Origin of the sequence: Vreelandella populi, assembly GCF_003989825.1 — a bacterium.
Classification (GTDB): Bacteria; Pseudomonadota; Gammaproteobacteria; order Pseudomonadales; family Halomonadaceae; genus Vreelandella; species Vreelandella populi.
On record NZ_RZHE01000015.1, the window covers coordinates 71,468 to 92,554 of the forward strand.

General features: G+C 58.9%; 23 protein-coding genes. 11 read left to right on the forward strand and 12 right to left on the reverse strand.

Features of this window, described 5'->3' with window-relative positions; all coding sequences use genetic code 11:
• Window positions 1-3 precede the first annotated feature (3 nt).
• The 4 genes from ELY25_RS14940 to mtnA form a co-directional block, all read right to left on the reverse strand.
• Entirely contained in the window at window positions 4-1,248 is a 1,245-nt protein-coding gene (locus ELY25_RS14940; protein WP_236995748.1) for a PhnE/PtxC family ABC transporter permease, read from the reverse strand.
• Between the two features lie 230 nt (window positions 1,249-1,478).
• Entirely contained in the window at window positions 1,479-2,132 is a 654-nt protein-coding gene (locus tag ELY25_RS14945; protein ID WP_126952064.1) for a phosphonate ABC transporter ATP-binding protein, read from the reverse strand.
• 2 nt (window positions 2,133-2,134) lie between these two features.
• Window positions 2,135-3,001, reverse strand: a complete 867-nt coding sequence (locus ELY25_RS14950; RefSeq protein WP_126952580.1) for a putative selenate ABC transporter substrate-binding protein — start codon at window positions 2,999-3,001, stop codon at window positions 2,135-2,137.
• Between the two features lie 187 nt (window positions 3,002-3,188).
• Entirely contained in the window at window positions 3,189-4,205 is a 1,017-nt protein-coding gene (gene mtnA / locus ELY25_RS14955) for an S-methyl-5-thioribose-1-phosphate isomerase (RefSeq protein WP_126952065.1), read from the reverse strand.
• 166 nt (window positions 4,206-4,371) lie between these two features.
• On the opposite strand from mtnA, the gene mtnB reads away from it, so the two are divergent.
• From mtnB to ELY25_RS14970, 3 genes are read left to right on the forward strand one after another with little or no spacing between them, the layout of a single operon-like run.
• Window positions 4,372-4,959 carry a methylthioribulose 1-phosphate dehydratase gene (mtnB, locus tag ELY25_RS14960; protein ID WP_126952066.1) on the forward strand — a complete coding sequence of 196 codons (588 nt, stop codon included), beginning with the start codon at window positions 4,372-4,374 and terminating at the stop codon, window positions 4,957-4,959.
• Window positions 4,956-5,660, forward strand: coding sequence for an acireductone synthase (mtnC, locus tag ELY25_RS14965; RefSeq protein WP_126952067.1), 705 nt, complete (start codon window positions 4,956-4,958; stop codon window positions 5,658-5,660). The genes mtnB and mtnC overlap by 4 nt, the downstream gene beginning before the upstream one ends.
• Window positions 5,661-5,708: 48 nt before the next feature.
• Window positions 5,709-6,257 (forward strand): 1,2-dihydroxy-3-keto-5-methylthiopentene dioxygenase, encoded by a 549-nt coding sequence (locus tag ELY25_RS14970; RefSeq protein WP_126952068.1) that lies wholly within the window; start codon window positions 5,709-5,711, stop codon window positions 6,255-6,257.
• A 201-nt stretch (window positions 6,258-6,458) separates the two neighbouring features.
• Here ELY25_RS14970 and mtnK read toward each other — a convergent pair whose 3' ends face one another.
• Window positions 6,459-7,736, reverse strand: coding sequence for an S-methyl-5-thioribose kinase (mtnK, locus tag ELY25_RS14975; protein ID WP_126952069.1), 1,278 nt, complete (start codon window positions 7,734-7,736; stop codon window positions 6,459-6,461).
• Window positions 7,737-7,865: 129 nt separating this feature from the next.
• Window positions 7,866-9,092, reverse strand: coding sequence for a GGDEF domain-containing protein (locus ELY25_RS14980; protein ID WP_126952070.1), 1,227 nt, complete (start codon window positions 9,090-9,092; stop codon window positions 7,866-7,868).
• Window positions 9,093-9,313: 221 nt separating this feature from the next.
• Here ELY25_RS14980 and ELY25_RS14985 point away from each other — a divergent pair, with 221 nt between their 5' ends.
• Complete coding sequence (locus ELY25_RS14985) at window positions 9,314-9,598, forward strand: YrhK family protein (RefSeq protein WP_126952071.1); 285 nt, start codon at window positions 9,314-9,316, stop codon at window positions 9,596-9,598.
• Between the two features lie 7 nt (window positions 9,599-9,605).
• On the opposite strand, the gene ELY25_RS14990 is transcribed toward ELY25_RS14985, so the two are convergent.
• Entirely contained in the window at window positions 9,606-10,361 is a 756-nt protein-coding gene (locus ELY25_RS14990; protein WP_126952072.1) for a DeoR/GlpR family DNA-binding transcription regulator, read from the reverse strand.
• A 144-nt stretch (window positions 10,362-10,505) separates the two neighbouring features.
• On the opposite strand from ELY25_RS14990, the gene ELY25_RS14995 reads away from it, so the two are divergent.
• Genes ELY25_RS14995 through ELY25_RS15015 form a run of 5 tightly spaced genes read left to right on the forward strand, consistent with a single transcriptional unit; the run spans window position 10,506 to window position 15,766 of the window.
• Window positions 10,506-11,498: an ABC transporter substrate-binding protein gene (locus ELY25_RS14995; RefSeq protein WP_126952073.1), complete on the forward strand. Its 993-nt coding sequence runs from the start codon at window positions 10,506-10,508 to the stop codon at window positions 11,496-11,498.
• Between the two features lie 2 nt (window positions 11,499-11,500).
• Entirely contained in the window at window positions 11,501-13,201 is a 1,701-nt protein-coding gene (locus tag ELY25_RS15000) for an ABC transporter permease (RefSeq protein ID WP_126952074.1), read from the forward strand.
• A complete protein-coding gene (locus ELY25_RS15005; RefSeq protein ID WP_126952075.1) occupies window positions 13,189-14,235 on the forward strand; it encodes an ABC transporter ATP-binding protein in 1,047 nt (348 codons plus the stop codon). The genes ELY25_RS15000 and ELY25_RS15005 overlap by 13 nt, the downstream gene beginning before the upstream one ends.
• The gene (locus ELY25_RS15010) at window positions 14,232-15,320 is read left to right on the forward strand and encodes an MBL fold metallo-hydrolase (protein WP_126952076.1); all 1,089 of its coding nucleotides are present in this window, start codon (window positions 14,232-14,234) and stop codon (window positions 15,318-15,320) included. Before ELY25_RS15005 ends, ELY25_RS15010 begins: the two co-directional genes overlap by 4 nt.
• A complete protein-coding gene (locus tag ELY25_RS15015; RefSeq protein WP_126952077.1) occupies window positions 15,317-15,766 on the forward strand; it encodes a phosphatase domain-containing protein in 450 nt (149 codons plus the stop codon). Before ELY25_RS15010 ends, ELY25_RS15015 begins: the two co-directional genes overlap by 4 nt.
• 21 nt (window positions 15,767-15,787) lie before the next feature.
• Here the strand turns inward: ELY25_RS15015 and ELY25_RS15020 are convergent, their stop codons facing one another.
• The 5 genes from ELY25_RS15020 to ELY25_RS15040 form a co-directional block, all read right to left on the reverse strand.
• Window positions 15,788-15,961, reverse strand: coding sequence for a DUF1289 domain-containing protein (locus ELY25_RS15020; RefSeq protein ID WP_126952078.1), 174 nt, complete (start codon window positions 15,959-15,961; stop codon window positions 15,788-15,790).
• On the reverse strand, window positions 15,961-16,326 hold the full coding sequence (locus ELY25_RS15025; RefSeq protein WP_126952079.1) for a hypothetical protein: 366 nt from the start codon (window positions 16,324-16,326) through the stop codon (window positions 15,961-15,963). The genes ELY25_RS15020 and ELY25_RS15025 overlap by 1 nt, the downstream gene beginning before the upstream one ends.
• A 54-nt stretch (window positions 16,327-16,380) precedes the next feature.
• Entirely contained in the window at window positions 16,381-17,547 is a 1,167-nt protein-coding gene (locus tag ELY25_RS15030; RefSeq protein ID WP_126952080.1) for an MFS transporter, read from the reverse strand.
• Window positions 17,538-18,554, reverse strand: a complete 1,017-nt coding sequence (locus ELY25_RS15035; RefSeq protein WP_126952081.1) for a GlxA family transcriptional regulator — start codon at window positions 18,552-18,554, stop codon at window positions 17,538-17,540. The genes ELY25_RS15030 and ELY25_RS15035 overlap by 10 nt, the downstream gene beginning before the upstream one ends.
• Window positions 18,555-18,641: 87 nt before the next feature.
• Window positions 18,642-19,325, reverse strand: a complete 684-nt coding sequence (locus ELY25_RS15040; RefSeq protein ID WP_126952082.1) for a GntR family transcriptional regulator — start codon at window positions 19,323-19,325, stop codon at window positions 18,642-18,644.
• A gap of 155 nt (window positions 19,326-19,480) precedes the next feature.
• Between ELY25_RS15040 and ELY25_RS15045 the strand changes: the two genes are divergently transcribed.
• Window positions 19,481-20,476, forward strand: a complete 996-nt coding sequence (locus ELY25_RS15045) for a TRAP transporter substrate-binding protein (protein ID WP_126952083.1) — start codon at window positions 19,481-19,483, stop codon at window positions 20,474-20,476.
• An 88-nt stretch (window positions 20,477-20,564) separates the two neighbouring features.
• Window positions 20,565-21,086, forward strand: coding sequence for a TRAP transporter small permease subunit (locus ELY25_RS15050; protein ID WP_126952084.1), 522 nt, complete (start codon window positions 20,565-20,567; stop codon window positions 21,084-21,086).
• The last annotated feature ends 1 nt before the right edge of the window (window position 21,087 follow it).

Genomic DNA, 21,087 nt, shown 5'->3' on the forward strand with positions numbered 1-21,087 from the left:
GGCTCAGCACTGCTGGCGATTGACGCCGTGACGAAGGCGCAGATAGCCGCGTAGCCGCCGGGCGAGCACATCGACGCCGATATTAATCAGCGCGGTGATCAATATCAGTACCATCGCCCGGTCGAAACGAATCTCCTGGATGGCGCTGTCGACATAGAAGCCGAGCGTGGCGATGCCCAGAATGCCCAGGATCGCCGTCTCCCGCATGATGATTTCCCAACGGTAGAACACAAGCGCCAGGAAGGGGCCGTAAAGCCTTGGGAGCATTTCAAAGGCGTAGCGGTCGATGCCATGCGGCGCATCCTGGCGAAGCTGTATTTCGTTGCTGCGTCGACCCACCAGGTGCGCGATGATGCCACCGTTATGCAGCGCCAACGCCACCACCGCCGGCAGCATCGACGGCCCCCAGAGCTGAAGCAGAATGAATGCCAGCATGTACTCTGGCGTCGAGCGCATGATGACCAGCACTACGTGCCCCGCCGCCCCGCTTGCGCGATGGGTGAAATGGCGCGAAATCACCGGGAAGAGCGCAAGCGCAAGCGCCCCGGAGGCCACCAGAGCAACCTGTGTCAGCAGCAGCGTATTCAAGATGCCGGGCAGCGCCTGATTCATGAATAGCTGGGCGAACCACTCCCAGAGCGCGGGCAGTCCCTCTCCCCTTTTGAGCGGCGTGGGCACGATATCCTCGGTGAAAAATCGCGTTACGTTCGACCACATGATGGGAAGCCCGGTGCCTAGCAGAAACGGCGCGACCAGCAGGTAAACCGGCAAAAGTCTTGGACGTACCCACCAGCGCAGCGTGCCGATCAACAGGTAGAACAGCAGCAAAAGCGCACCCACCGTCGAATAGTGGCCCTGGGCGAAGGCGGCCATCAGGTGGTAGCCAATGGTCGGCATGCCCACAAAGCCCAGCACCGCACTGGAGCGCAGCCCGCACTCCAGCCGGTAGGCCGTGTAGCTCACCAGGTGCGGCCAGGCCTGGCTGATACGTGCGTAGACGAGCTTCGAGAGCCGCCCGGCGCGCCGGGGGAGCACATCAAGGGGGAGCGGATCGGTCTCATCGAGGATTTCGGCGTACACCTTGGCGAAAATGCCCGCGTAGGGAATGGCAATGGCCAGCACCCCCGTCACCGGGTGCAGGCCGAAACTTTGCAGGAAGATCAGCGCCCAGAAGAGTTCGTGGATGGCGCGAATGAAGGCACTGAAGGTACGCACCCACCAGCGGTGAAAACATAGCGCCAGGAGCATCCCCGCCCCCGCGCCCAGGCCCACGCCGACAAACGCGAAGGCGACGGTGCGCAAGAGCGCCTGGCCCAATGAATCGACACCGCTGAAATCCGGCTGGACCAGGCCCAGCAACAGTTGGCCGACAGAGCGCCACGGGTCGTGCGCGCTGATCTCGAAATCGCCAAGCGCAAGGCATATCAGCGCCAGCAGAATAAAGCCCAGCGTGACGCGGGTGGTGGCACGCAGCGCCATCAGTAGAGATCCTGAAGAGCAGCGCTGGAGAGCGTCTCGCTCGGAGCATCGAGCACAATCGCGCCGTCCTTGAGACCGACGATGCGCGTACAGAAGGCAAGTGCAAGCTCCAGGTCGTGCATCGCCAGCACCGCCTGCGGGTAGCCCTCGGTCAGCTTGGCCATTACGTGACTTGCCTGGGGGCCGTCGAGGGCCGAAACCGGCTCGTCGGCCAGCAGCAGATCGCTCTGCTGGTAGAGCACCCGAGCCGCCGCCACACGCTGGCGCTGGCCGCCGGAAAGCTCGCCGCAAGGCGTCCAGCGCTTCTCGCCAATGCCCACCTCGTCGAGCAGCGCTTTGATCTCATCGATATCGCGCCGCCACGGTTTTGCCAAGGAGGCAAGGTTGCGCCACCACCGGTGGCGGTCGAGCCGCCCCATGTAGACGTTGTGAAACACCGAGAGTGTATCAACGAGCCCCAGCGCCTGGGGCATCAGCGCCACATTTTGCGCCTGCCAGCGGTCGAACATCAGCGAGAGCAGCGTCGACTTTCCCGCCCCGCTCTTGCCAATGAGCGCGACACGCTCACCGGCGGCAATACGAATCGACAGTGGCCCGAGCACCCGCGTGGCGCCGTAGTGCGCCTCGGCATCCTTGAGAGCGAAATCGCTCACCGCTAGAGCAGATCCAGCGATACGGCGACGTCATGTATGGGCTGGAAATCTTCATTGGAGGCCGGAATGAAGCCCGAGCGCGGAAAGCTCGCCAGAAGGTCCGGGTCGTCCATGTCAATCAGCGCCTGCTTAAGCCGCTCGGTGAAGCCCTCGCCGAAGCGCTCGTCCACGTCGCCGCGCACGGTCCAGTGGTAGTCCGGGTAGGTGGGCGATTCCCACACAACCTGCACCCGCTCGGGGTCGACGTTGCCCTGGTCGACCTCGTTCTCCCAGGCGGTGTAGCTCAATACCCCGGCCTGGTAGGCACCGGACTGTACTAGCGACACCGTGCGGCTATGGTTGCCGCTGTAGCCCACGCGCTCGAAAAGCGCGTTTGGCGAGGCGCCCAAGTCGCGAGTCAGAAAGTACTCCGGCATCAGCCGCCCGGAGGTGGAGCTTTGCGAGCCGAAGGTGAAGGTGAGCCCTTTAAGCGCCTCGGGGGCGGTGTCAGACTCGACCGGCTCGATACCGGTGGCCTGGTTGGCGATAAAGTAGCTCTTGTACTCCGGGTCCTCGGCCCCCTGGGCGATCGCCTGAGAGCCGGGCACCAGCTCGCGCGCCTGCACGCCGGTAAAGCCGCCGAACCAGGCCAGTTGGACCTGGTTGTTGCGAAACGCGGTAACGGAGGCGGCGTAGGACGTCACGGGAATGAAGCGTACATCCACATCGAGCTCATCGGCGAGGTAGTCGGCCACCGCCTGAAAACGCTGCTGAAGGCGCGTTTCGTCCTCGTCGGGAATGGCGGTAAATACGAGCGTATCGGCGGCGGCAAGCGGGGAGACAAGCGCAAACAGAACGGCCGCACGGGCCAGACGCGGTTGGCGGAGCATAAGAACACCTTTTGACGGTGATGAAAAAATCGGCGCGAGGCGCCAAAGCAAACCTTGCCAAAGCATAGCAGCTCCTTGCTTATAAATGGCCGAAGAGGCGCTGGAAGGACGTTTTGACTACCACCTGCTGGCCTGACCTGCGTGCGGGCCTCACTAACGGCACCAGGCTAGCGCTTCAGGAAAACCATTACCGGCAGTGCTCGCCCCGTGCGATGGCGGCTTTATCGAACACGCCGGTATCCAGCACCCAGCCGGTCACTAGCGAGGCGGGCGTAACGTCAAACGAGGGGTTCCACACCGGCGCATTTTCCGGCGCCCAAACGACATCCCCGAAAGCACCGGTGGCTCCGCGTATTTCAGCGGCGTCGCGCTGCTCGATAGGAATGTCATCGCCGGTGGCGCAGGCTTTGTCTACCGTGGTGTAGGGCGCAACCACGTAAAACGGCACCTGGTGGTAGTGGGCGACGACCGCCAGCATGTAAGTGCCCACTTTATTGGCAAAGTCGCCGTTGGCGCAGATGCGGTCAGCGCCGACCATCACTTTATCCACTTTGCCTGCGGCCATCAGGCTCGCGGCCATGCTATCTGCAATCAGCTGATAAGGAATATTCAGGTCGGCCATTTCCCAGGCGGTCAGCCGACCGCCCTGAAGTAGTGGGCGGGTTTCGTTGACGTAGACATGCAGCGTCACGCCACGCTTCTTGGCCACCGCCAGCGCGCCTATCGCCGTGCCCACACCGGCCGTCGCCAAAGCGCCGGTGTTGCAGTGAGTAAGCACTCGCTCGCCCTCTGCCAGCAAGTCCGCGCCGCGCTCGGCCATGCGTAGACACAGCTCGCGGTCCTCTTCAAACAGCGCAGCGGCACGCTCGGTAAGCGCATCCGGCCCTTGGGCAAAGCAGGCCTCCATGGCATCCAGACAGTACATCAGGTTAACCGCCGTGGGGCGCGTTGCACGTAAGCGATCACTCACCAATTGCCACTCGTTTTCCTGACCGGGATGCTGCACGGCATACTGCGCCAGCACAAAAGCCGCACTTAAGCCAATTAACGGCGCGCCGCGAATCGCCAAGCTTTTTACCGCAACCTGCCAGTCCTCGGGGCTTGCACAGCGCACCCATGTTTCGGTTTGCGGCAGGCGAGTTTGATCCAGGTACTCAAGCGAGTCGGCATACACCCGTAAACTGCGTGACTGAAGATGAGGCATCAGGGGCTCCTTGAGTACTGAGATAAAGAACGGATGAGAAAGCACGTATGGAAAGTACGTATGGAAAGCACGTATGAACAGAACGAATACGGCGTGCGGCTTATCAGCCGCGGAGCATATCATATAGAATGAAGGCCTTTGAAAGCGACGCGATGCTGATCCTACGATGACCTCACAAGACGAACTGCTAGCGGCCATTTCCTGGGCGGCCCAGCAAGGGTGGACGCCCGCCACGGGCGGCAACTTTTCTGCCCGCGCACCGCAAGGTTACCTGGTGACCGCTTCCGGCCGCGATAAAACCCGTATTCAGGCCGACGATCTACTGCTTTGCGACCTTGATGGCCGCGTACTTGAAGGTAGCGGAAAACCCAGTGCGGAAAGCGATCTTCACGCTGCGCTCTACCGCTTGGACCCAACGATTGGCTGCGTGTTGCATACCCACACCGTGGCCAGCACCGTGCTTTCGCATCGCTTTCCTGATGGCATTGCGCTGAACGGCTTTGAAATGCAGAAGGCGTTACACGGCAACAGCACGCATGACGCCACCATCTGCCTGCCGGTCGTGCCCAACTCTCAAGATATGGACGAGCTGGCCGCGCACGTGCGTGCCGGCTGGCCGATGCCCTGGGGCTTTCTGGTAGCGGGCCACGGCATCTATGCCGTTGGCGCAACCATTGCCGAATGCCGCCGCCACTTGGAAGCCATTGAGTTTTTACTTGCCTGTGTACTTGAAGAGAGCCGGTGGTCCAAATGATAAATAACCCAGGTCTTGATAATACAAACATCCGCGCCGTGGTGACCGATATCGAAGGCACCACGACAGATATCAGCTTTGTGCATAAGGTGCTGTTCCCCTACGCTCATGATCAGCTGCCCGAGTTTGTCTACACTCACTCAGCGCAACCCGATATAGAAGAGCAGATAGCCGCGGTGCGCGATGAGCTCAAGGAACCGGACGCTTCGCTGGATAAAGTGGTCGAAACCCTGCTTCACTGGATCGAGACCGATCAGAAGGTCACGCCGCTCAAGGCGCTGCAGGGCATGATGTGGGCCGATGGCTACCAACGCGGCGCCTTCAAGGGGCACTTGTATAAAGATGTTGCCCCGCGCCTGCGGCAGTGGGCAGAAGCCGGAAAACAGCTTTATGTTTACTCGTCAGGCTCCGTGCAGGCGCAAAAGCTGTTGTTCGGCTACAGCACAGAGGGCGATTTAACCCCGCTGTTCAGCGGCTATTTCGATACCCATATCGGCCACAAGCGTGAAGCCGAGGCGTATCAGCATATTGTCAGCAAGCTACAGCTCCCCGCCGATGAAATCCTGTTTCTATCCGATGTGGTAGAAGAGCTTGATGCCGCCAAGCAGGCCGGCATGCAGACGCTACAATTGGTGCGTGAAGGCACTCAGGCGGGTACACAGCACGCTTGCGTGACAAGCTTCGATGAGATCAATCTCTAACGAATTAGCCTTTAACGGTTCAAGCATTAACTAGCGGAGAGCGCCTTAATGTCACAACTCAAAGTATTTGCCGATCAAGACCCGAATAATGCGCTGGTCGATATTACCGACGGCGAGCAGATCAAGATTGAGCTCAACCGTGTAGGCGTGCTGTTTGAGCGCTGGGCAACACCGGGCGAAATTGCCGACGATGCTACCCAGGATGATATTCTGGCGCTCTACCAGGATGACATCGAGCGCCTGAAAGCCCAGGGCGGCTACCAGACAGTTGATGTGCTGCACATGGTGCCCACGCACCCTGAAAAGGACGCCATGCGCCAGAAATTCCTGAATGAACACCGCCATCACGAAGACGAAGTACGCTTTTTCGTGAAGGGCCAAGGGCTTTTCTGCCTGCATATCGAGGATAAGGTGTATCAGGTGCTGTGCACCCGCAACGACCTGATCAGCGTGCCTGCCAATACGCCCCATTGGTTTGATATGGGCCCGGCACCTGAGTTTACCGCGCTGCGTTTCTTCGACAATGTAGAAGGCTGGGTGCCCCATTGGACCGAAAGCGATATCGCCGGCAAGTTTGATCGTATTGATCAGCTTTGAGTGGTGAGTGGTAGCGCGGCGTAACGAATCTCGCGAGGAACGAGCGTATGAGGCACCCGCAGCGGCGGCCCGGCGCAGCGGCGGCGATAGCCGCCTGGATATGGCCTCTGTGCTTTAACAAGTCTTAGTGGCCAGACCGGCACCGCTCGCGCGGTGCTTGGCGGGTGCGCTGGCGCTTACGCCGCGCTACAAGGCAAGCACTTACAGCACCATTTTCTGATTAAACGCGCTAGCTAACGCTATCAGCGCGCTGAGGTCACAGTAGGCCTCCGGCTCCATAATCAGGGTCTGGCCCATCAGCACATTGCGGGCTTCAAGCCGGGCGCGCAGCGCGGTGTCTTCGATCTCTTCGAAGTCGGCATTATGGGCAAGAGACAGCACCCGGCGGTGCATCTCAATACCGCAGTAGGCCAGCGCATCCAGGCGAATTTCATCCAAGAGCGCATCGCACGCGTCGTCCGCGCTGTTGCCCTGCTCTTCAAACAGCGCCCTGGGGAACAGAATGCCGGTGCGCTCGGTTTGCCATAAGTGGCGGAATTCGGCATCAAAGCTTGTGAAGCACGCCTCTATCACCTCAAGAATCCACGCTTGATAGTCGGCCAGGTCGTCTTCTTGGCGGTGGGCGGGCTGGCTGAAGTAGGCCATCAGGAAGTTGGCTACGGCCATTCCCAGATCAAACGCCATCGGTCCATACTGGGAAAACTCAGGGTCGATCACGCGCACACTGGTATCAGTCGCCATGATCGAGCCCGAATGCAGGTCACCGTGAAGCATGGTTTCGGTGTTGGCGGTGAACTTCATCAATAGCCGCTGTACCTTGGCCTTTAAAGGCGCATTGCGACGCAGCTCATCCACCACCGGCGAAAGCTCCGGCGTATGATGGTTCATCGCGGCGCCGTAATAGGGGTCGGTAAACACCAGCGATTCGGTAATCGCGGGAATGGCTACATTGCCGGAAAAAAGCCCCACATCCTGCTTTTTCTCAGGGCTTGGCAGGGAAAGCTCCGAACCACGAAACGCCGTGCGCGCACAGAACTGGCCGATGGTTTCCCCCAACTGCGCCACCCGCTCGCCCTTGATCAGCTTACGGCGCAAGATGGTATGGGGGTAGAGATACTCCATCACGATCAGGGCCTGGGGCTTATCAAAGTAAAATACCTCAGGCGCAATGTTTGGGGCGCGTTTGGCCTGGCGTACCAGCGCGTAATACTCAAAATGTGCGCGGTAAAGCGGCAGCGGCCAGCTTTCACCTACCATACGAACGTAAGGCAACGCCTGCTTGACCACCACGCTACCTGTGGTGCCCGTCACGATAAACACCAGGTTCAAGTTGCCGTCACCTACCTCACGAATTTCCCAGTTCGTCGGGGCGCCGCCGACACGGCTGGCTACCTCGTGTACATCTCCCAGGCGCGCTGCCAAGGTATCGACCGCCAGCGCTTCATAGCGCGGGTTCCCATCGTGTTGATCGTTATCCACGGCGTGCTCCTCAGGCAATATTTTTGCGTATTTGTCCTCACTGACGAGCCGTTGTCAAATAAGCAGCGTGCTTATCCTAGTGAGTCCAGCCAGCGGTAAGCGTTACCTTTAGAGGGACGTATGATCTGCTCAATTGATCGCGTTAGCACTGGAAAGCAAAACGTCAGTATCCGCCACCCAGCTCCGGTTTCGCCCCTGCTGCTTGGCGATATACATCGCTGCATCCGCGTGGGCGAATAAATCCGCTGACGTAAGGCCATCGCTTGGGCATAGCGTGGCGACCCCAACGCTTACGGTGATGACGCTGTGTGATGAATGACCAACATTGGGAATCTGCAGCGCCTCGACGCTTTGGCGGATGCGTTCTGCCGCTTGCCGGGCGCTAGCCGCCGTTGCCTCCGCCATCAGTATGACAAACTCCTCGCCGCCAAAACGCGCCACCAGGTCCGTATCTCGGCTATTGGCCTGCATTGCGGCGGCCACCTTTCGCAGGCACTTATCCCCTTTCAAATGACCGTAATAATCGTTATAGGCTTTGAAGTAATCAATATCGACTACCATCAGGCCCAGGCAGGCGCCCTGCTCGCCCGCTTCCTGCCAGCGTGTCGCCAATAGCGAATCGAACTGGCGGCGGTTGGCAATATTGGTCAGAGGATCAGTCATGGAGAGCTGCGACAGCTTCTGATTATCCTTCTGATAGTAGCCGGCGCGTATCTTCTCTCTGAGCACCAGGAGGTAGGACTTGCGCTCGCTGCGCTCAAGCCGGTAGTTAGTAACCAGGGTAAATAGCGTTGTGGTAAAAATGCCCAGCAGGGCCAGGTCCTTAGCCTCACGTGGCATCGGCTCGTAATCCAGCACGAACGTCAGCATGATAAGGATACTGAGGGCCGATGAGAGGCAGGCATACGAAAAACGGAGCGGAAAGAAGATGTTGCCCGCCACCAGAATCAGGCCAAAGGAGAAAACGTCGAAATACGAAAAAGGTGTCGTAGAGGCCGACAGGACTAGGCAGGCAATGAGCATGGTCATTACGATGATGCTGGCCATTAGCGCTTCACGCATGATGGGCGATACGCCCCGGTAAACCAACCAAAAAATGGGCAAGCTGATTACAAATATACCGGCCAGGCGTAGCAGCAGGATTTGGATGAATATCTCGGCACGAAAGCTATAGTCATTGACCAAGAAAAGAAAATAGATGGGAATGGCGATCATACCAGCCACTACTAGCATATGGCTTCGCCGCCGCTGGGTATCCTCTTCAAAGCGTGCCTCCAGTTGTTTGGCAAAGCGCAGCCTGCAACGCTTGCTTCCCAGTTCAGCGTCTATGGCTTTGTGTAACGTGTCATCGATCATTACCTGCCCTCTTTGCCCCCAGAAAGCCTATTTTCTTATCGTTCACTATACCTTGCGGTTAATTTATCACCTTATATTACATCATCTAATAGCGAATAATATTGTCAGCATAACGGGTTAAAAATGCCCAGGTTCTGCTCTGGTAAAGAAGGCATATGCCAGAATGCGATAAAGAAGAGACGTTCATATAGCACCGCCACCTATTGACATGGGAGCAGCCAATGCAACGCCAACAGAACGCTAAAACACATGATTGGACATTCACCATTGGCCATGAAGAGCTTGTGGTCCATCGGCGCTATGAAGTGTTCAGCATGCTCAACGACTTTCTGCTGGGCATCTGGTTTACCGTTGGCAGCGTGTGCTTCTTTTTTGAGGGCAGCGTAAGAACGGTGGGCGTATGCCTTTTCGTAATTGGCAGCCTTCAGCTGTTGATTCGCCCAGCCATTCGTTTGCACCGTTACATCCACTTTAAACAGCTACCGGACAGCGATCAGGATGCTTGAAGCCCTGTCATCCCAGAAACCTGACGCCTTTAGCCGCAAGTGGGCTGCGCAATCGGTCGGGTAACGGAGCATCAGTCACGACCGCGTCGTAGTCGGCCAGTTGCCCGGCGGCACAGCGCAGCGGTAAATCGAACTTGGTGCTATCCAGCACCAGAACGCGATAGGCCGCATTGGCCAAAAGCGCTTCGCGAGCCATGACCTCATCGTCGTTGTAGTCGAACAGGCTGCCATGGGCATCCATGCCGCCGACCGAGACAATGCCCACATCCACCCGGTAGCGTTGAAAAAAGCGCCACGCGTCGCCGCCAATTACGTCCTGATCCCGGCGGCGCACACGGCCGCCCGCAACCACCAACTCACACTCCAGGGCAGATAGTTTGATAAGCGCGTGAAGGTTATTGGTCATGATATGCAGGCCCTTTTTGTCGTGCAGCGCGTCGGCCAGCTGTTCAACGGTGGTGCCGGTACCTAGAAACAGAGACTGGTGATGCTGAACCAATGAAGCGGCCTGACGGGCAATATAGCGTTTTCCGGTTTCATTGACGATCTGCCGTTGGTCGTAGCCGATATTCTCGCGATGGGGAAACGGCAATACCTCGCCATGGCGGCGAAGCACCATCCCCTTTTCGGCAAGAAAGCGAATATCGCCCCGCAGTGTTTGCACGGACACCCCAAACTGGCTGGCCAGCGCCTCCAGAGAGTGACGCCCCTCTTGACGCACCCGCTCAAGCAGCGCCTGGCGACGCTCGTTTAACCCTTTCATCCTGCTCTCATCCCCCCACATTTTGTTAACGAAAGCCTTATCGAGGTTTTCGAAAGCCTAGCCCCACCAAACGAAAGCGTACTGTCACGATGTTGTAAGGTGATGACAGTAGTGTGAGCAGGGTTAACTCACTGGAGATTCCTGATGCTCAAGCGCTCACTCTGCACCGCCGTTACTCTTGCCAGCACGCTCGCAGGCTTAGCTCTCTCAGCAAGTGCCGTTGCCGACGATAAACTCGTGCTCTATACCAGCCAGCCCAACAGCGATGCCCAGCAAACAGTCGATGCCTTTCAGGCGGCTTATCCGGATATTGAAGTGGAGTGGGTGCGCGACGGCACTACACGCTTAATGACCCGCCTGCGCTCCGAGCTTTCCGCCGGGGTCAGCAACCCTGACGTGCTGCTGATCGCCGATAGCATGACCATGGAGTCGTTAAAGCAGGAAAACTACTTGCAACCTTACCTAAGCCCCGCCCGAGAGGCCTTTGACGCCGAGCTTTTTGACCCGGACGGCTACTACTACGGCACCAAACTGATCACCACCGGAATCGTGTACAACACCGGTGCTGAAGAGCAACCGCAAAGCTGGCAGGACCTGCTCAAGCCCGAATACGAAGGTCTGGTCACGATGCCAAGCCCCCTCTACTCAGGTGCTGCACTGATTCATATGGCGGCGATTAGTGAGAACCCTGACCTGGGTGAGGGCTACTACTATGCGCTTCACGATAACCGTACCGAGGCCCAGGGCGGCAACGGCGGTGTGTTCAACGCAGTGGCGGCCGGCACCAAGCCTTACGGGATCGTGGTGGATTTTCTACCCATCCGCGAAGCGGCCAAAGGCTCACCGGTTGAGTTTGTCTTCCCTGAAGAAGGTGTGAGCGCGGTAACCGAGCCCGTCGCGATCATGGCAGGCGCCAAGAATGTCGATGCAGCGCAAAAGTTTGTCGATTTCGTGCTTTCGGAAGAAGGCCAGCAGCTTGTCAGCGAGCAGGGTTATCTGCCTGCCCATCCGGGTGTCACCCCGCCGGAAGGCTTCCCCGCCCGTGACACCATCGAACTGATGCCCGTCGATATCGCCCAGGCGCTTGAGCATGAAGCAGCCCTGAAGCAGCGTTTCAGCGATCTGTTCGGCGGCTGATCATGTCACCGAGTCTTACCCAAGGCAGCCAGCATCGCTGGCTGCTTACCCTTTTGACGCTTACCGTCGTCCTGCTGAGCCTGGCGCCTAGCCTGCGCCTTTTGGTTGAAGCGTTAAGCGATCTGACGCAAGGGAGCAACGCGCCGCTCTGGCGCGTGCTCCAGTCAGCGAGCACCTGGCGGGCGCTGTCGCACAGCCTCTACACCTCGGGGCTGGGCATGCTGATTGCCCTTGCGCTAGGCAGCCTGTTTGCGTTCGTAATCACCCTGACCGACATTCGCGGCAAGGCGTGGCTGGTGTTCTGCTTTATGCTGCCGATGATGATTCCCCCCCAAGTCACGGCGCTTAGCTGGCTACAGCTATTTGGCCCGGCAAGCCCTTTACTTAAAAGCATCGGCATGGCGCCTCCACTGGGCAGCCCACAGCCGCTCTACTCAGCGGAAGGCATCGCGCTACTGCTGGGTATTCAAAGTGCCCCGCTGGTGTTTCTGGCACTGCGCACGTCGCTACTTTCCTTACCCCGCGAGCTTGTCGAAGCCGCCCGTATTAGCGGCGCCCGACAAACTCAGGTATGGCGTCATATCGTGCTGCCCGTGACGAGAAGCGGCCTGGTGGCAGGTGCCGCCATGGCGTTTATCTCAAGCCTGGGTAACTTTGGTATTCCCGCCATGCTGGGCATTCCTGCGGGCTATTATGTTCTGCCCACGTTGATCTATCAGCGCATGGCCAGTTTTGGCACCGGCGTACTCGCTGAAATGGCCGCACTTTCGCTGTTGATTGGCGTACTGGCGCTGGCGGGTGTGGCGCTTCAGCAATACTGGATGGGCCGTAGCCGCTTCGGGCTGGTGGGGCATAGCGGGCGCGCCCATGATTTCTCACTGGGCCGCTTTCGCGCCTTGGTCACGGTGCTGCTGGTAAGCGTGTTGTTGGTCATTCTTGTCGCGCCGCTGGTGGCACTGGTAGTCAGCTCGCTGGTACCAGCCATGGGCGTACCGCTCAATGCCGATACCGCCACCCTAAATGCCTACCATGAAGTGATTGGCCGCCAGGGCGCTACATGGCGCGCCATGCGCAATAGCTTTTGGCTCGCCGGTGGCGCGTCCGTGGTGCTTATGCTGTGTAGTTTGCCGTTGGCGTACCGCCTCCAGCGGCTTCCCGCGCGCCTGCAAAACCTGACGCTGAGTATTATCGAGCTACCTTACGCCCTGCCCGGCGTGGTGCTGGCGATTGCCTGCATTCTGCTGTTCGTGCGCCCATTACCTGTTATCAACGTCGCGCTTTACGGCACGCTGGGGCTGATCTTCGTGGCTTATCTGGCGCGTTTTCTGGTGGTGTGTTTGAAGCCGGTCAGCGCAAGCCTCGCCCAGTTAGACCCCTCCCTTGAAGAAGCTGCCCAGCTCGCCGGTGCCGGTCCGTGGCGCCGCCTTGCCACCATCGTCATGCCGCTGATTGCCCCCGCGCTATTTGCCGGTGGGCTTTTGGTGTTTCTGTTGGCCGTCAACGAGCTGACGGTCTCAGCGCTGTTATGGAGCGCCGGTAACGAAACCCTGGGCGTGCTGATTTTCAACCTCGACGAGGGCGGCGAAAGCGTGCTGGCCTCAGCGGTGTCCGTGCTGGTCGTGCTGATGGTCGCCTCACTCATGCTGTCGCTTAGCCTTCTGGCCCCGCGTTTACCCAAAGGAGTCGTGCCATGGCAGGGCTAACCCTCAAGCAAGTCACCAAGCAGTTTGGCGAACATAAGGCCGTGGACGGCCTTTCGCTGACGGTCGAACCGGGCGAGTTTGTCGCCCTTCTCGGCCCCAGCGGCTGCGGAAAAACCACCATGCTGCGTATGCTGGCCGGGTTCGAGCAGGTCAGTGCCGGGGAAATCCATCTGGGCGATAAGCTTCTGGCAAGCGAGCAACACCACGTACTCCCCGAGCAGCGCAACATGGCCATGGTATTTCAATCCTACGCGCTGTGGCCGCATATGAGCGTTGCCGATAACGTCGGCTACCCGCTCAAGCTACGCGGCGTGCGTGGTGCAGAGTACCAGCGCCGCATTGGGCAGGCGCTTTCCCTGGTAGCCCTTGAACCCTACGCCCAGCGCACGCCTCAGGATTTAAGCGGCGGCCAGCGCCAGCGCGTGGCCCTCGCTCGCTGTCTGGTCACTGACCCTTCGGTCGTGCTACTGGATGAGCCCTTGGCGAACCTTGACCGTCACCTGCGCGCTTCCATGGAGCACAGCTTTGCGGATTTTCATCGTCGCACCGAAGCCACCATGGTCTACGTCACTCACGATCAAAGCGAAGCCATGGCGTTGGCCGACCGTATTGCGGTCATGCAGGCGGGCAAACTGGTGCAGTGGGCCACGCCCGAAACGCTTTACCGCGAACCGCGCACACCCTGGGTGGCAAGCTTTATCGGCCAGGGCAGCCAGTTAATGATTGATACCGGTGCGCCGGGCCGTCGAATCAGCGGTAATGAGTTGATGCGGGGGCTGACGTCACCCGCCTCTCAACGCTCCCAGCCGGTACTGGTTCGTCCTGAACATATTCAGGTGCATCCCGACGCGCCAAGCCAACAAGATTTAACGGCGCGCGTTGAGCGCCAGACGTTTCGTGGCGAGCGCTACGAACTGCACCTGCATCTGAACAGTGGTGAAACGCTGCTGGCCTATCATTCCCAGGCGCTCCAAGAGGGCCAGCAGGTGGCGCTAACGCTACTGGAAGGCTGGTGTCTGGAGCCTGACCAATGAGCGCCAGGATCGATATTCTAAGCGGCCTGGGCGACAAAGGCCCGGCGGCCATTGTGGTGGAAGCCAACGTCAAGCGGATTCTGCTGGATGCCGGCGGCGCGTTGCATCCAGGCGAAGCAATCACCTGGGCACGCGGGCTCGATGTCGATGCGGTGATTATCAGCCACGACCATGTGGATCATATTGGCGGGGTGAGCGAACTTCCCCCGACGCTGCCGCTTTACTGCACGCCGCTTGTTGCCCAGGCACTTCCCAAAGGGCGAGCCTGGCAACCGCTGCCCGAGCGCGGCACCTGCCGGATTGCGGGTATTGAGGTGACCACCGGTCAAGCAGGCCATTCGTTGGGCGGGGTATGGATTCACCTGGGTGTCGAGGGCGGCATTTTCTACAGTGGTGACGCCTGCTTTGAATCGCAGCTATTTCCGTTTGATACGCCCCCGCCCGCGAATATTGCCCTGCTCGATGCCTCCTACGGCACCTATGATCAACCCCAACAGGCGTGTGTTGACGCCATCAGCGAACATCTGAACCGCCCGCTGGCTTTCCCGGTACCCGAATCAGGCCGGGCGCTTGAAATGGCGCTCTGGCTAGCCGAAGAGGCGGATGCCCGTGGGCTTTCACTTGCCATCGACCCGATTATTCGAGCCAACCTGAAAACACTGCTGGCACTCCCTGCGACGCTGCGCCGTTCTCATTCGGATGAAAGAATAGAAGCGCTCCTGGCGCGCCCCGATGCCTCTCAACCAAGTCTCAAGCTGATCAGCGACCGTGACGATACGGCCGCCATGTGGCCAGGCTTTCACCTGCTGCACACCGGTTACCTGACGCCTTCGCGCTGCGCCGAGCTTTCCGCCGGCGACATCCTCTGGCAGCGCTGGAATGTACACCTGCGCGCCTCGCACCTGGTTGAGCTTGCCGACCAGATAAACGCCGAGCATGTCGTGCCACTGTTTACCCACTTATCCGACCCCGCCCTGAGCGCATGGCGCACACTGCTGGGTGCGCGCCTCGCCACGGAAAAGGCACTTTTTTTGAATAACCACGTTTTGAACGCTATCCCCTCGAATAACAGGAGCCTTGCATGAGCCAAGCGGTGATTGTCGATGTCGACGGTACGTTAGCCGAATTTCATCCCACGAAAGTGCACGAATGGGTGTTAGGGCCCACAAAACAGTGGGATCCCTTCTTTGCGCATATGGCACAAGCACCGGTGATCGAACCAGTCGCTCGGCTGGTAAAATTACTCAAAGCCCAAGGTCAGCAGATCGTGATTTGCAGCGGCCGCCCGGATACCCACCGCGAGCATACCCATGAGTGGCTGACCCGCAACGCGATCCCATTTGACGCCATGTACCTGCGCCCGGATGGCCATGACCACGTGGATGATGAAGCGGTCAAAGAAGCCCTGCTCAGCACCATGCGTGAAGACGGCTTCGAACCCTGGCTGGTGCTGGATGACCGCGATGCGGTGGTTGCCCAGTGGCGCGCCCTGGGCCTTACCTGTCTGCAATGCGCCCCGGGTGATTTTTAATCCGCCCGGCGTCTGCATACGCTATTGATTGAGTTTTTTGCGCCGCTGCTCGGCTCGTTTAATAGTGGCAAGTTTCTCGGGCCGCTTCATGGACTTCCATTGGCGGATCTCTTCAATCCTGCGCCCACAGCCAGTACACATTCCGCCTTTTAGCTGACAGGCAGATATGCAGGGGCTGTCGATTTTATTGGCCATCAATGCCTCACTGCACGTGAGCGCAACCGGCGCTGCCAGTCGCCGCCATGGGCGCGCTGGCACGCCTGCTCGCTATCGAAATCGATATGGCGTGCCACACTATCAAGCGCCACGCCTGCCTCAGCCAAGGCGCTGGCCGTAAGCTCATGTAGGCGCTGCTTGGCATCACCCTTTAGCGCTGAGGCCAGGTGGGCATCAGTATCAAACACCCAGATGACGACCAGGCTGTCGGGGAAGTGCTGGTAATCAACACAATGAGTTAGCCAGACAAACCCAGGCACTTCAGCCTTGGCCTGCTCACAGGCATCGGTCAGCGATGCGACGAGCTGGCGCTCTAGCTTGCCGCGTTCCCTTTTGGCAATCATGTAACTCCCTGACTTGGTAAATAAGTAAGTTCTTCCCCGGAAAGGTATAACATTTTAAGACATCAAGGGAGCGCCTGACCGCCGCTGCCATAGCAGAAGCACTATTGGCAATAACGAAACAGGGATCAGTAGCGCATTGAGCATCGCCCAGCCCAAGGTGTTGACCAACGGCCCCGCTAGTAGCGCCGTTAAGGCGACCGTACCGAATACGAGAAACTCGTTGGCCGCCTGAGTGCGCGCCTTATCCGCCGGCTGATAGCTTTGTGTTAATAACCCGGTGGCGGGCAGGAAGGTAAAATTCCAACCAACGCCCAGCAGAATCAGCGCAACGTTAAAGCCAGCAAACCCGGCATCGAACTGTGCGGCGACCGCGCTTGCGGCCAGCAATAAACAGCCAGCTCCAATCATGCGCGGGGCGCCAAAGCGTGCCGTCAAATGGCCGGTAAAAAATGAGGGCAGGAACATGGCGACCACATGCCACTGTATGGTCATGGCGACATGGTTAAAATCGTGCCCGGCGCCTGCCATTGCCAGCGGCGTTGCCGTCATTGCCACGTTCATTACCCCATAGCCGACCGCTGCCGAACTAACGGCGAGCAGGAAGATGGGCTGGCGTAAGATAGCCGACAAGGGCTTCTTCTCGCCTTGAACCACCTCCACAAAGGCCACCGGCAAGCGCGTACAAAGCAGTATGCCGAGTGCCAGCGCGTAGAGCACGCCAAGCCCGACAAAGCTGCCCAGAAACGGCGTTTCGCTCAGCTCGCGGCTAAAGCGGGCAAGCCAGGGGCCAAAGAACGCCGCCAGCACACCGCCGCCCATCACTAAACCAATGGCTTTATCACGCAGGGCCGTTGGGGCTGCCTCAATGGCTGCAAAGCGATAAAGCTGCCCAAAACCGATGCCGATACCAATCAGCCAGGTCGCCAGCAGGAACAGCCCAAAGCTCTGTTGGCGTAGCGCGGCAATGGCCACTGCCGTGCCTACCAAGCCGATAAGATTGCCCAGCACAAAGCCGCGCTTGCGGCCCAACCGCCCCATGATCAACGACGCGGGAATCGTTGCACACATCAGCCCCAGCCACTGGCTGGCCACCGGCGCGGTGGCCCAGTTAGCCGTCGGTGCCAGCGAGGCGCCAATGAGTGGCGATACGGCAATCAGCAGGATATTGCCGCTAACCAACAGCGCCTGACACAGCGATAACAGCGTGACGGTTAAGGGCATGACGATGGCTCCAAAAGCGTAGGCATAAGGGTAGACGTTGCAGCCGCGCCGAAGCGCTGACGATATACAGAGGGGGAAACACCGTAGTAACGTTGGAACTGACGGCGCAGCTGTTCGGCGCCTCCCAGTCGCCAGCGCTCGGCCAGCCGCTCGAGCGATACCGCTTGGCGCTCATCCAGCAGCGCCAGACGCGCTTGCTCCAGGCGTAGCTGAGTTAAGTAGGTGCCCGGCGTCGTGGTTAAGTGACGCTTGAACAGGCGAGTAAGGTGACGCGGTGACACGGCCATGAGTGCTGCCATACTTTCCAGCGAATGTGCTCCGCCGGGGTCGGCATGCAGATGATCAAGCAAACGGCGCAGCGGGCCGGCATCTTGCTGGCAGCGCAGAATTTCACTGAACTGTGACTGCCCCCCTGGGCGATGCAAAAACATTACCAGCTCACGCGCCACCCGCCCGGCAAGGGCTGCGCCGTGGTCGGCCTCTACCAGCGAAAGTGCCAGATCGATACCGGCCGTCACTCCGGCACTGGTGTAGCGATCGCCGCTTTGAATATACAGCGCATCGGGCTCAACGCTCAGCGCCGGGTACTCCTCAGCAAGCTGGTCGGCGTGGCGCCAATGGGTGGTGACCCGCTGGCCATCCAACAGCCCGGCGGCCGCCAGCAGAAAAGCCCCCGAGCAGATGGAACCTAACCGGCGCACCTGGGGCGCTATCTCGCGCAAATGTGTCAGCACGTGCTGGTCGTGACGTTTATCCATGACGCCGCTACCGCCCGCGATCAGCAGCGTATCCAGAGGCAGCAGTTGAGGCATATCGGCATAAGCATGATTGGCGCACACTGCGAGCCCGCCGTTGGTCATCAACGGGCCTGGCGCATCAGCAATAAGCGTTAATTGATATAGCGGTTCGGGGCTTAGCGCATTGGCACTGGCAAAGACCTGCCAGGGGCCGCTGACATCCAGCAGCTGACAGTTTGGGTAAGCCAATAAGGCAATATGGCGCGTCACGTTCTCTCTCCAGATCGTTAGTAGGGAGAGTTTCCGCCGAGCGCGATATGTCTTCAAGGACCATTACCCCACCGATACGGACATTGCCTAGCCCGTTTGGCTGATGGGTGCCTCCATGCGGCGTACGCTGGACACGAAGTCGCTGAATCGTTCGCCCTGAATCAGCACGTGATCACACAACGCCTGCTGGGCAAGCGCGGCATCGCCCTGGGTAATGGCATCGACAATGGTCTGGTGTTCGTTCAGCGAGTTATGCATCCGCTGGCGAACCTGAAGCTGCAAGCGCCGGTAGGGTTTCAAGCGCTGCTTTAACTGGCGGGCTTCACTGGCCAGAAAAGTATTGTGGCTTGCTGCATAGATGCAGTCATGAAAGGCTTCGTTTTCGTAGTAGTACTCGTCGGTATCGCCCGCCAGAGCGGCGGCCTCGCAGCGTTCATGAGCGGCGCGTAGTTCAGCAAGCTCCTGCTCGCCGATGCGCCGAGCTGCCAGTCGTCCACACATGCCTTCAAGTTCAGCCATCACTTCAAACATCTCGATGAGCTGGTCGATACCCACCTTGGCTACAAAAGTGCCCTTCTTCGGCGAAACGGTAACCAGGCCGCTGGCGACTAACTGCTGAAAGGCCTCACGTACCGGCGTGCGCGATACGTTGAACGCACGCCCCAACTCTTCGGGGTCCAGCCTCTCTCCTGGTACACGCCGCCCGTTGATAATATCGTCTTCCAGAGAGTCGCGAAGCTTCTGCGCGTTGGAACGCTTGGTGTCGGCCATGCTTCACCTCCAAAAAAGGCATGCCATTATACTTATTGTTTGCTGCACTTATTTGACATTAGCACAGCGAACAACTATTGAAATATATATCAGATTTTCTGATGCACATAAAACGCTCTTCCAAACACACAACAACAAAGAGTTGGAGACGCCACATGCAACGCTACCTGTGTACTACCCTGACCGCCCTGGGCTTGGCCATTGCCGTTTCTCATGCCAGCGCCAATACCGTGCTGCGCGCCTCTCACCAATTCCCTGGCGGGCAAGGTGATGTCCGCGATGAAATGGTGCAAATGATGGCCCGCCACGTCGCTGAGGCGGATGTTGGGCTTACCATCGAAGTCTACCCTGGCCAGTCGTTGTTCAAAGCCCGCGAGCAGTGGGGCGCACTTACCCGGGGGCGCCTGGACATTACCTCGCTACCGTTGGACTACGCGAGCGGCCGCCACCCTGAATTTTCTGCCACCCTGATGCCCGGCCTGGTGCGTAACCAGGAGCACGCCCAGCGCCTTAACGACTCGGAATACATGGAGCTGATTGAAGCTGTGATTCTGGATGGGGGTGCCCGCGTTCTCTCCCATGCCTGGCTATCGGGCGGTTTCGCGTCCAGCGAGCAGTGCATTACCTCCCCCGACACCGTATCCGGACAAAACATTCGTGCAGCGGGCCCGGCGTTTGAAGAGATGCTGGAAGCCGCTGGCGCCTCCATTGCCTCCATGCCTTCCTCTGAAATTTACACCGCTATGCAGACCGGCGTACTCGACGCCGCCAACACCTCTTCCATGTCGTTTATCTCGTTTCGACTTTATGAACAGGTTGAGTGCATGACCCAGCCAGGCGACTTCGCGCTGTGGTTCATGTACGAGCCGATCCTGATCTCCGAACAGGTATGGCAGGGTCTCAATGAAGAGCAGCAGGCAGCTCTGGTGGAAGCGGGTAAAGCGGCCGAGCAGTTCTTTGCCGAAGAAGCGGCAGCCATTGATCAGGAAATGGTCGATGTTTACGAAGAGAACGGCGTGGAAGTGGTCAGTATGAGCGAGGAGGACTACAACGCCTGGCTCGATATCGCCCGTGAAACCTCCTATAAGAACTTTGCCAATAACGTTCCCAATGGCCAAGCCATCATCGATGCGGCGCTAGCCGTCGAGTAAGCACTTACCCCAACAACCTGCGGCCACTTGCCTGCATTAGGCGAGTGGTCCGGTTCGATTGACGCCTGCTTAGCTTGATGAGGGAACTATGGCAACTTCAACCACGCATCCCCCTGCCGCTCGCGGTGGGGTTATCGGCAGCTATATCCGCCTGATGGACAGGCTGTCACGCCTGTTTGCCTATTTGGCCTGCGCCCTGTTTGTCGCAGGCGTATTGGTGATTTGCCAGATGGTCTTTATTCGCTACGTGCTGGGCATGAGCACCAGCTGGCAAACCGAGTTCACCGTTTTTTCAGTGACCGGCGCCATGCTGATGGGCAGCCCCTACGTACTCATGACTGGCGGCCACGTTGCCATCACCATTGTCCCTGATGCATTGGGCGGTATCGCCCAGAAAGCCATGCGCCTGGTGGCCTCGCTTTTTGGCCTGGCCTTTTGTGCAGCGCTTGCCTATGCCTCCTGGGTGTATGTGCTGGAAGCCGTGCACGGCAACTGGACCACCGGTTCAGTCTGGAACCCGCCGCTTTGGCCGGCGCTTATGCCCATGGCATTAGGCGCTTCGCTATTGGTACTGCAATACGTGGCTGAAATTCTACGCGGGGAGCACTGAG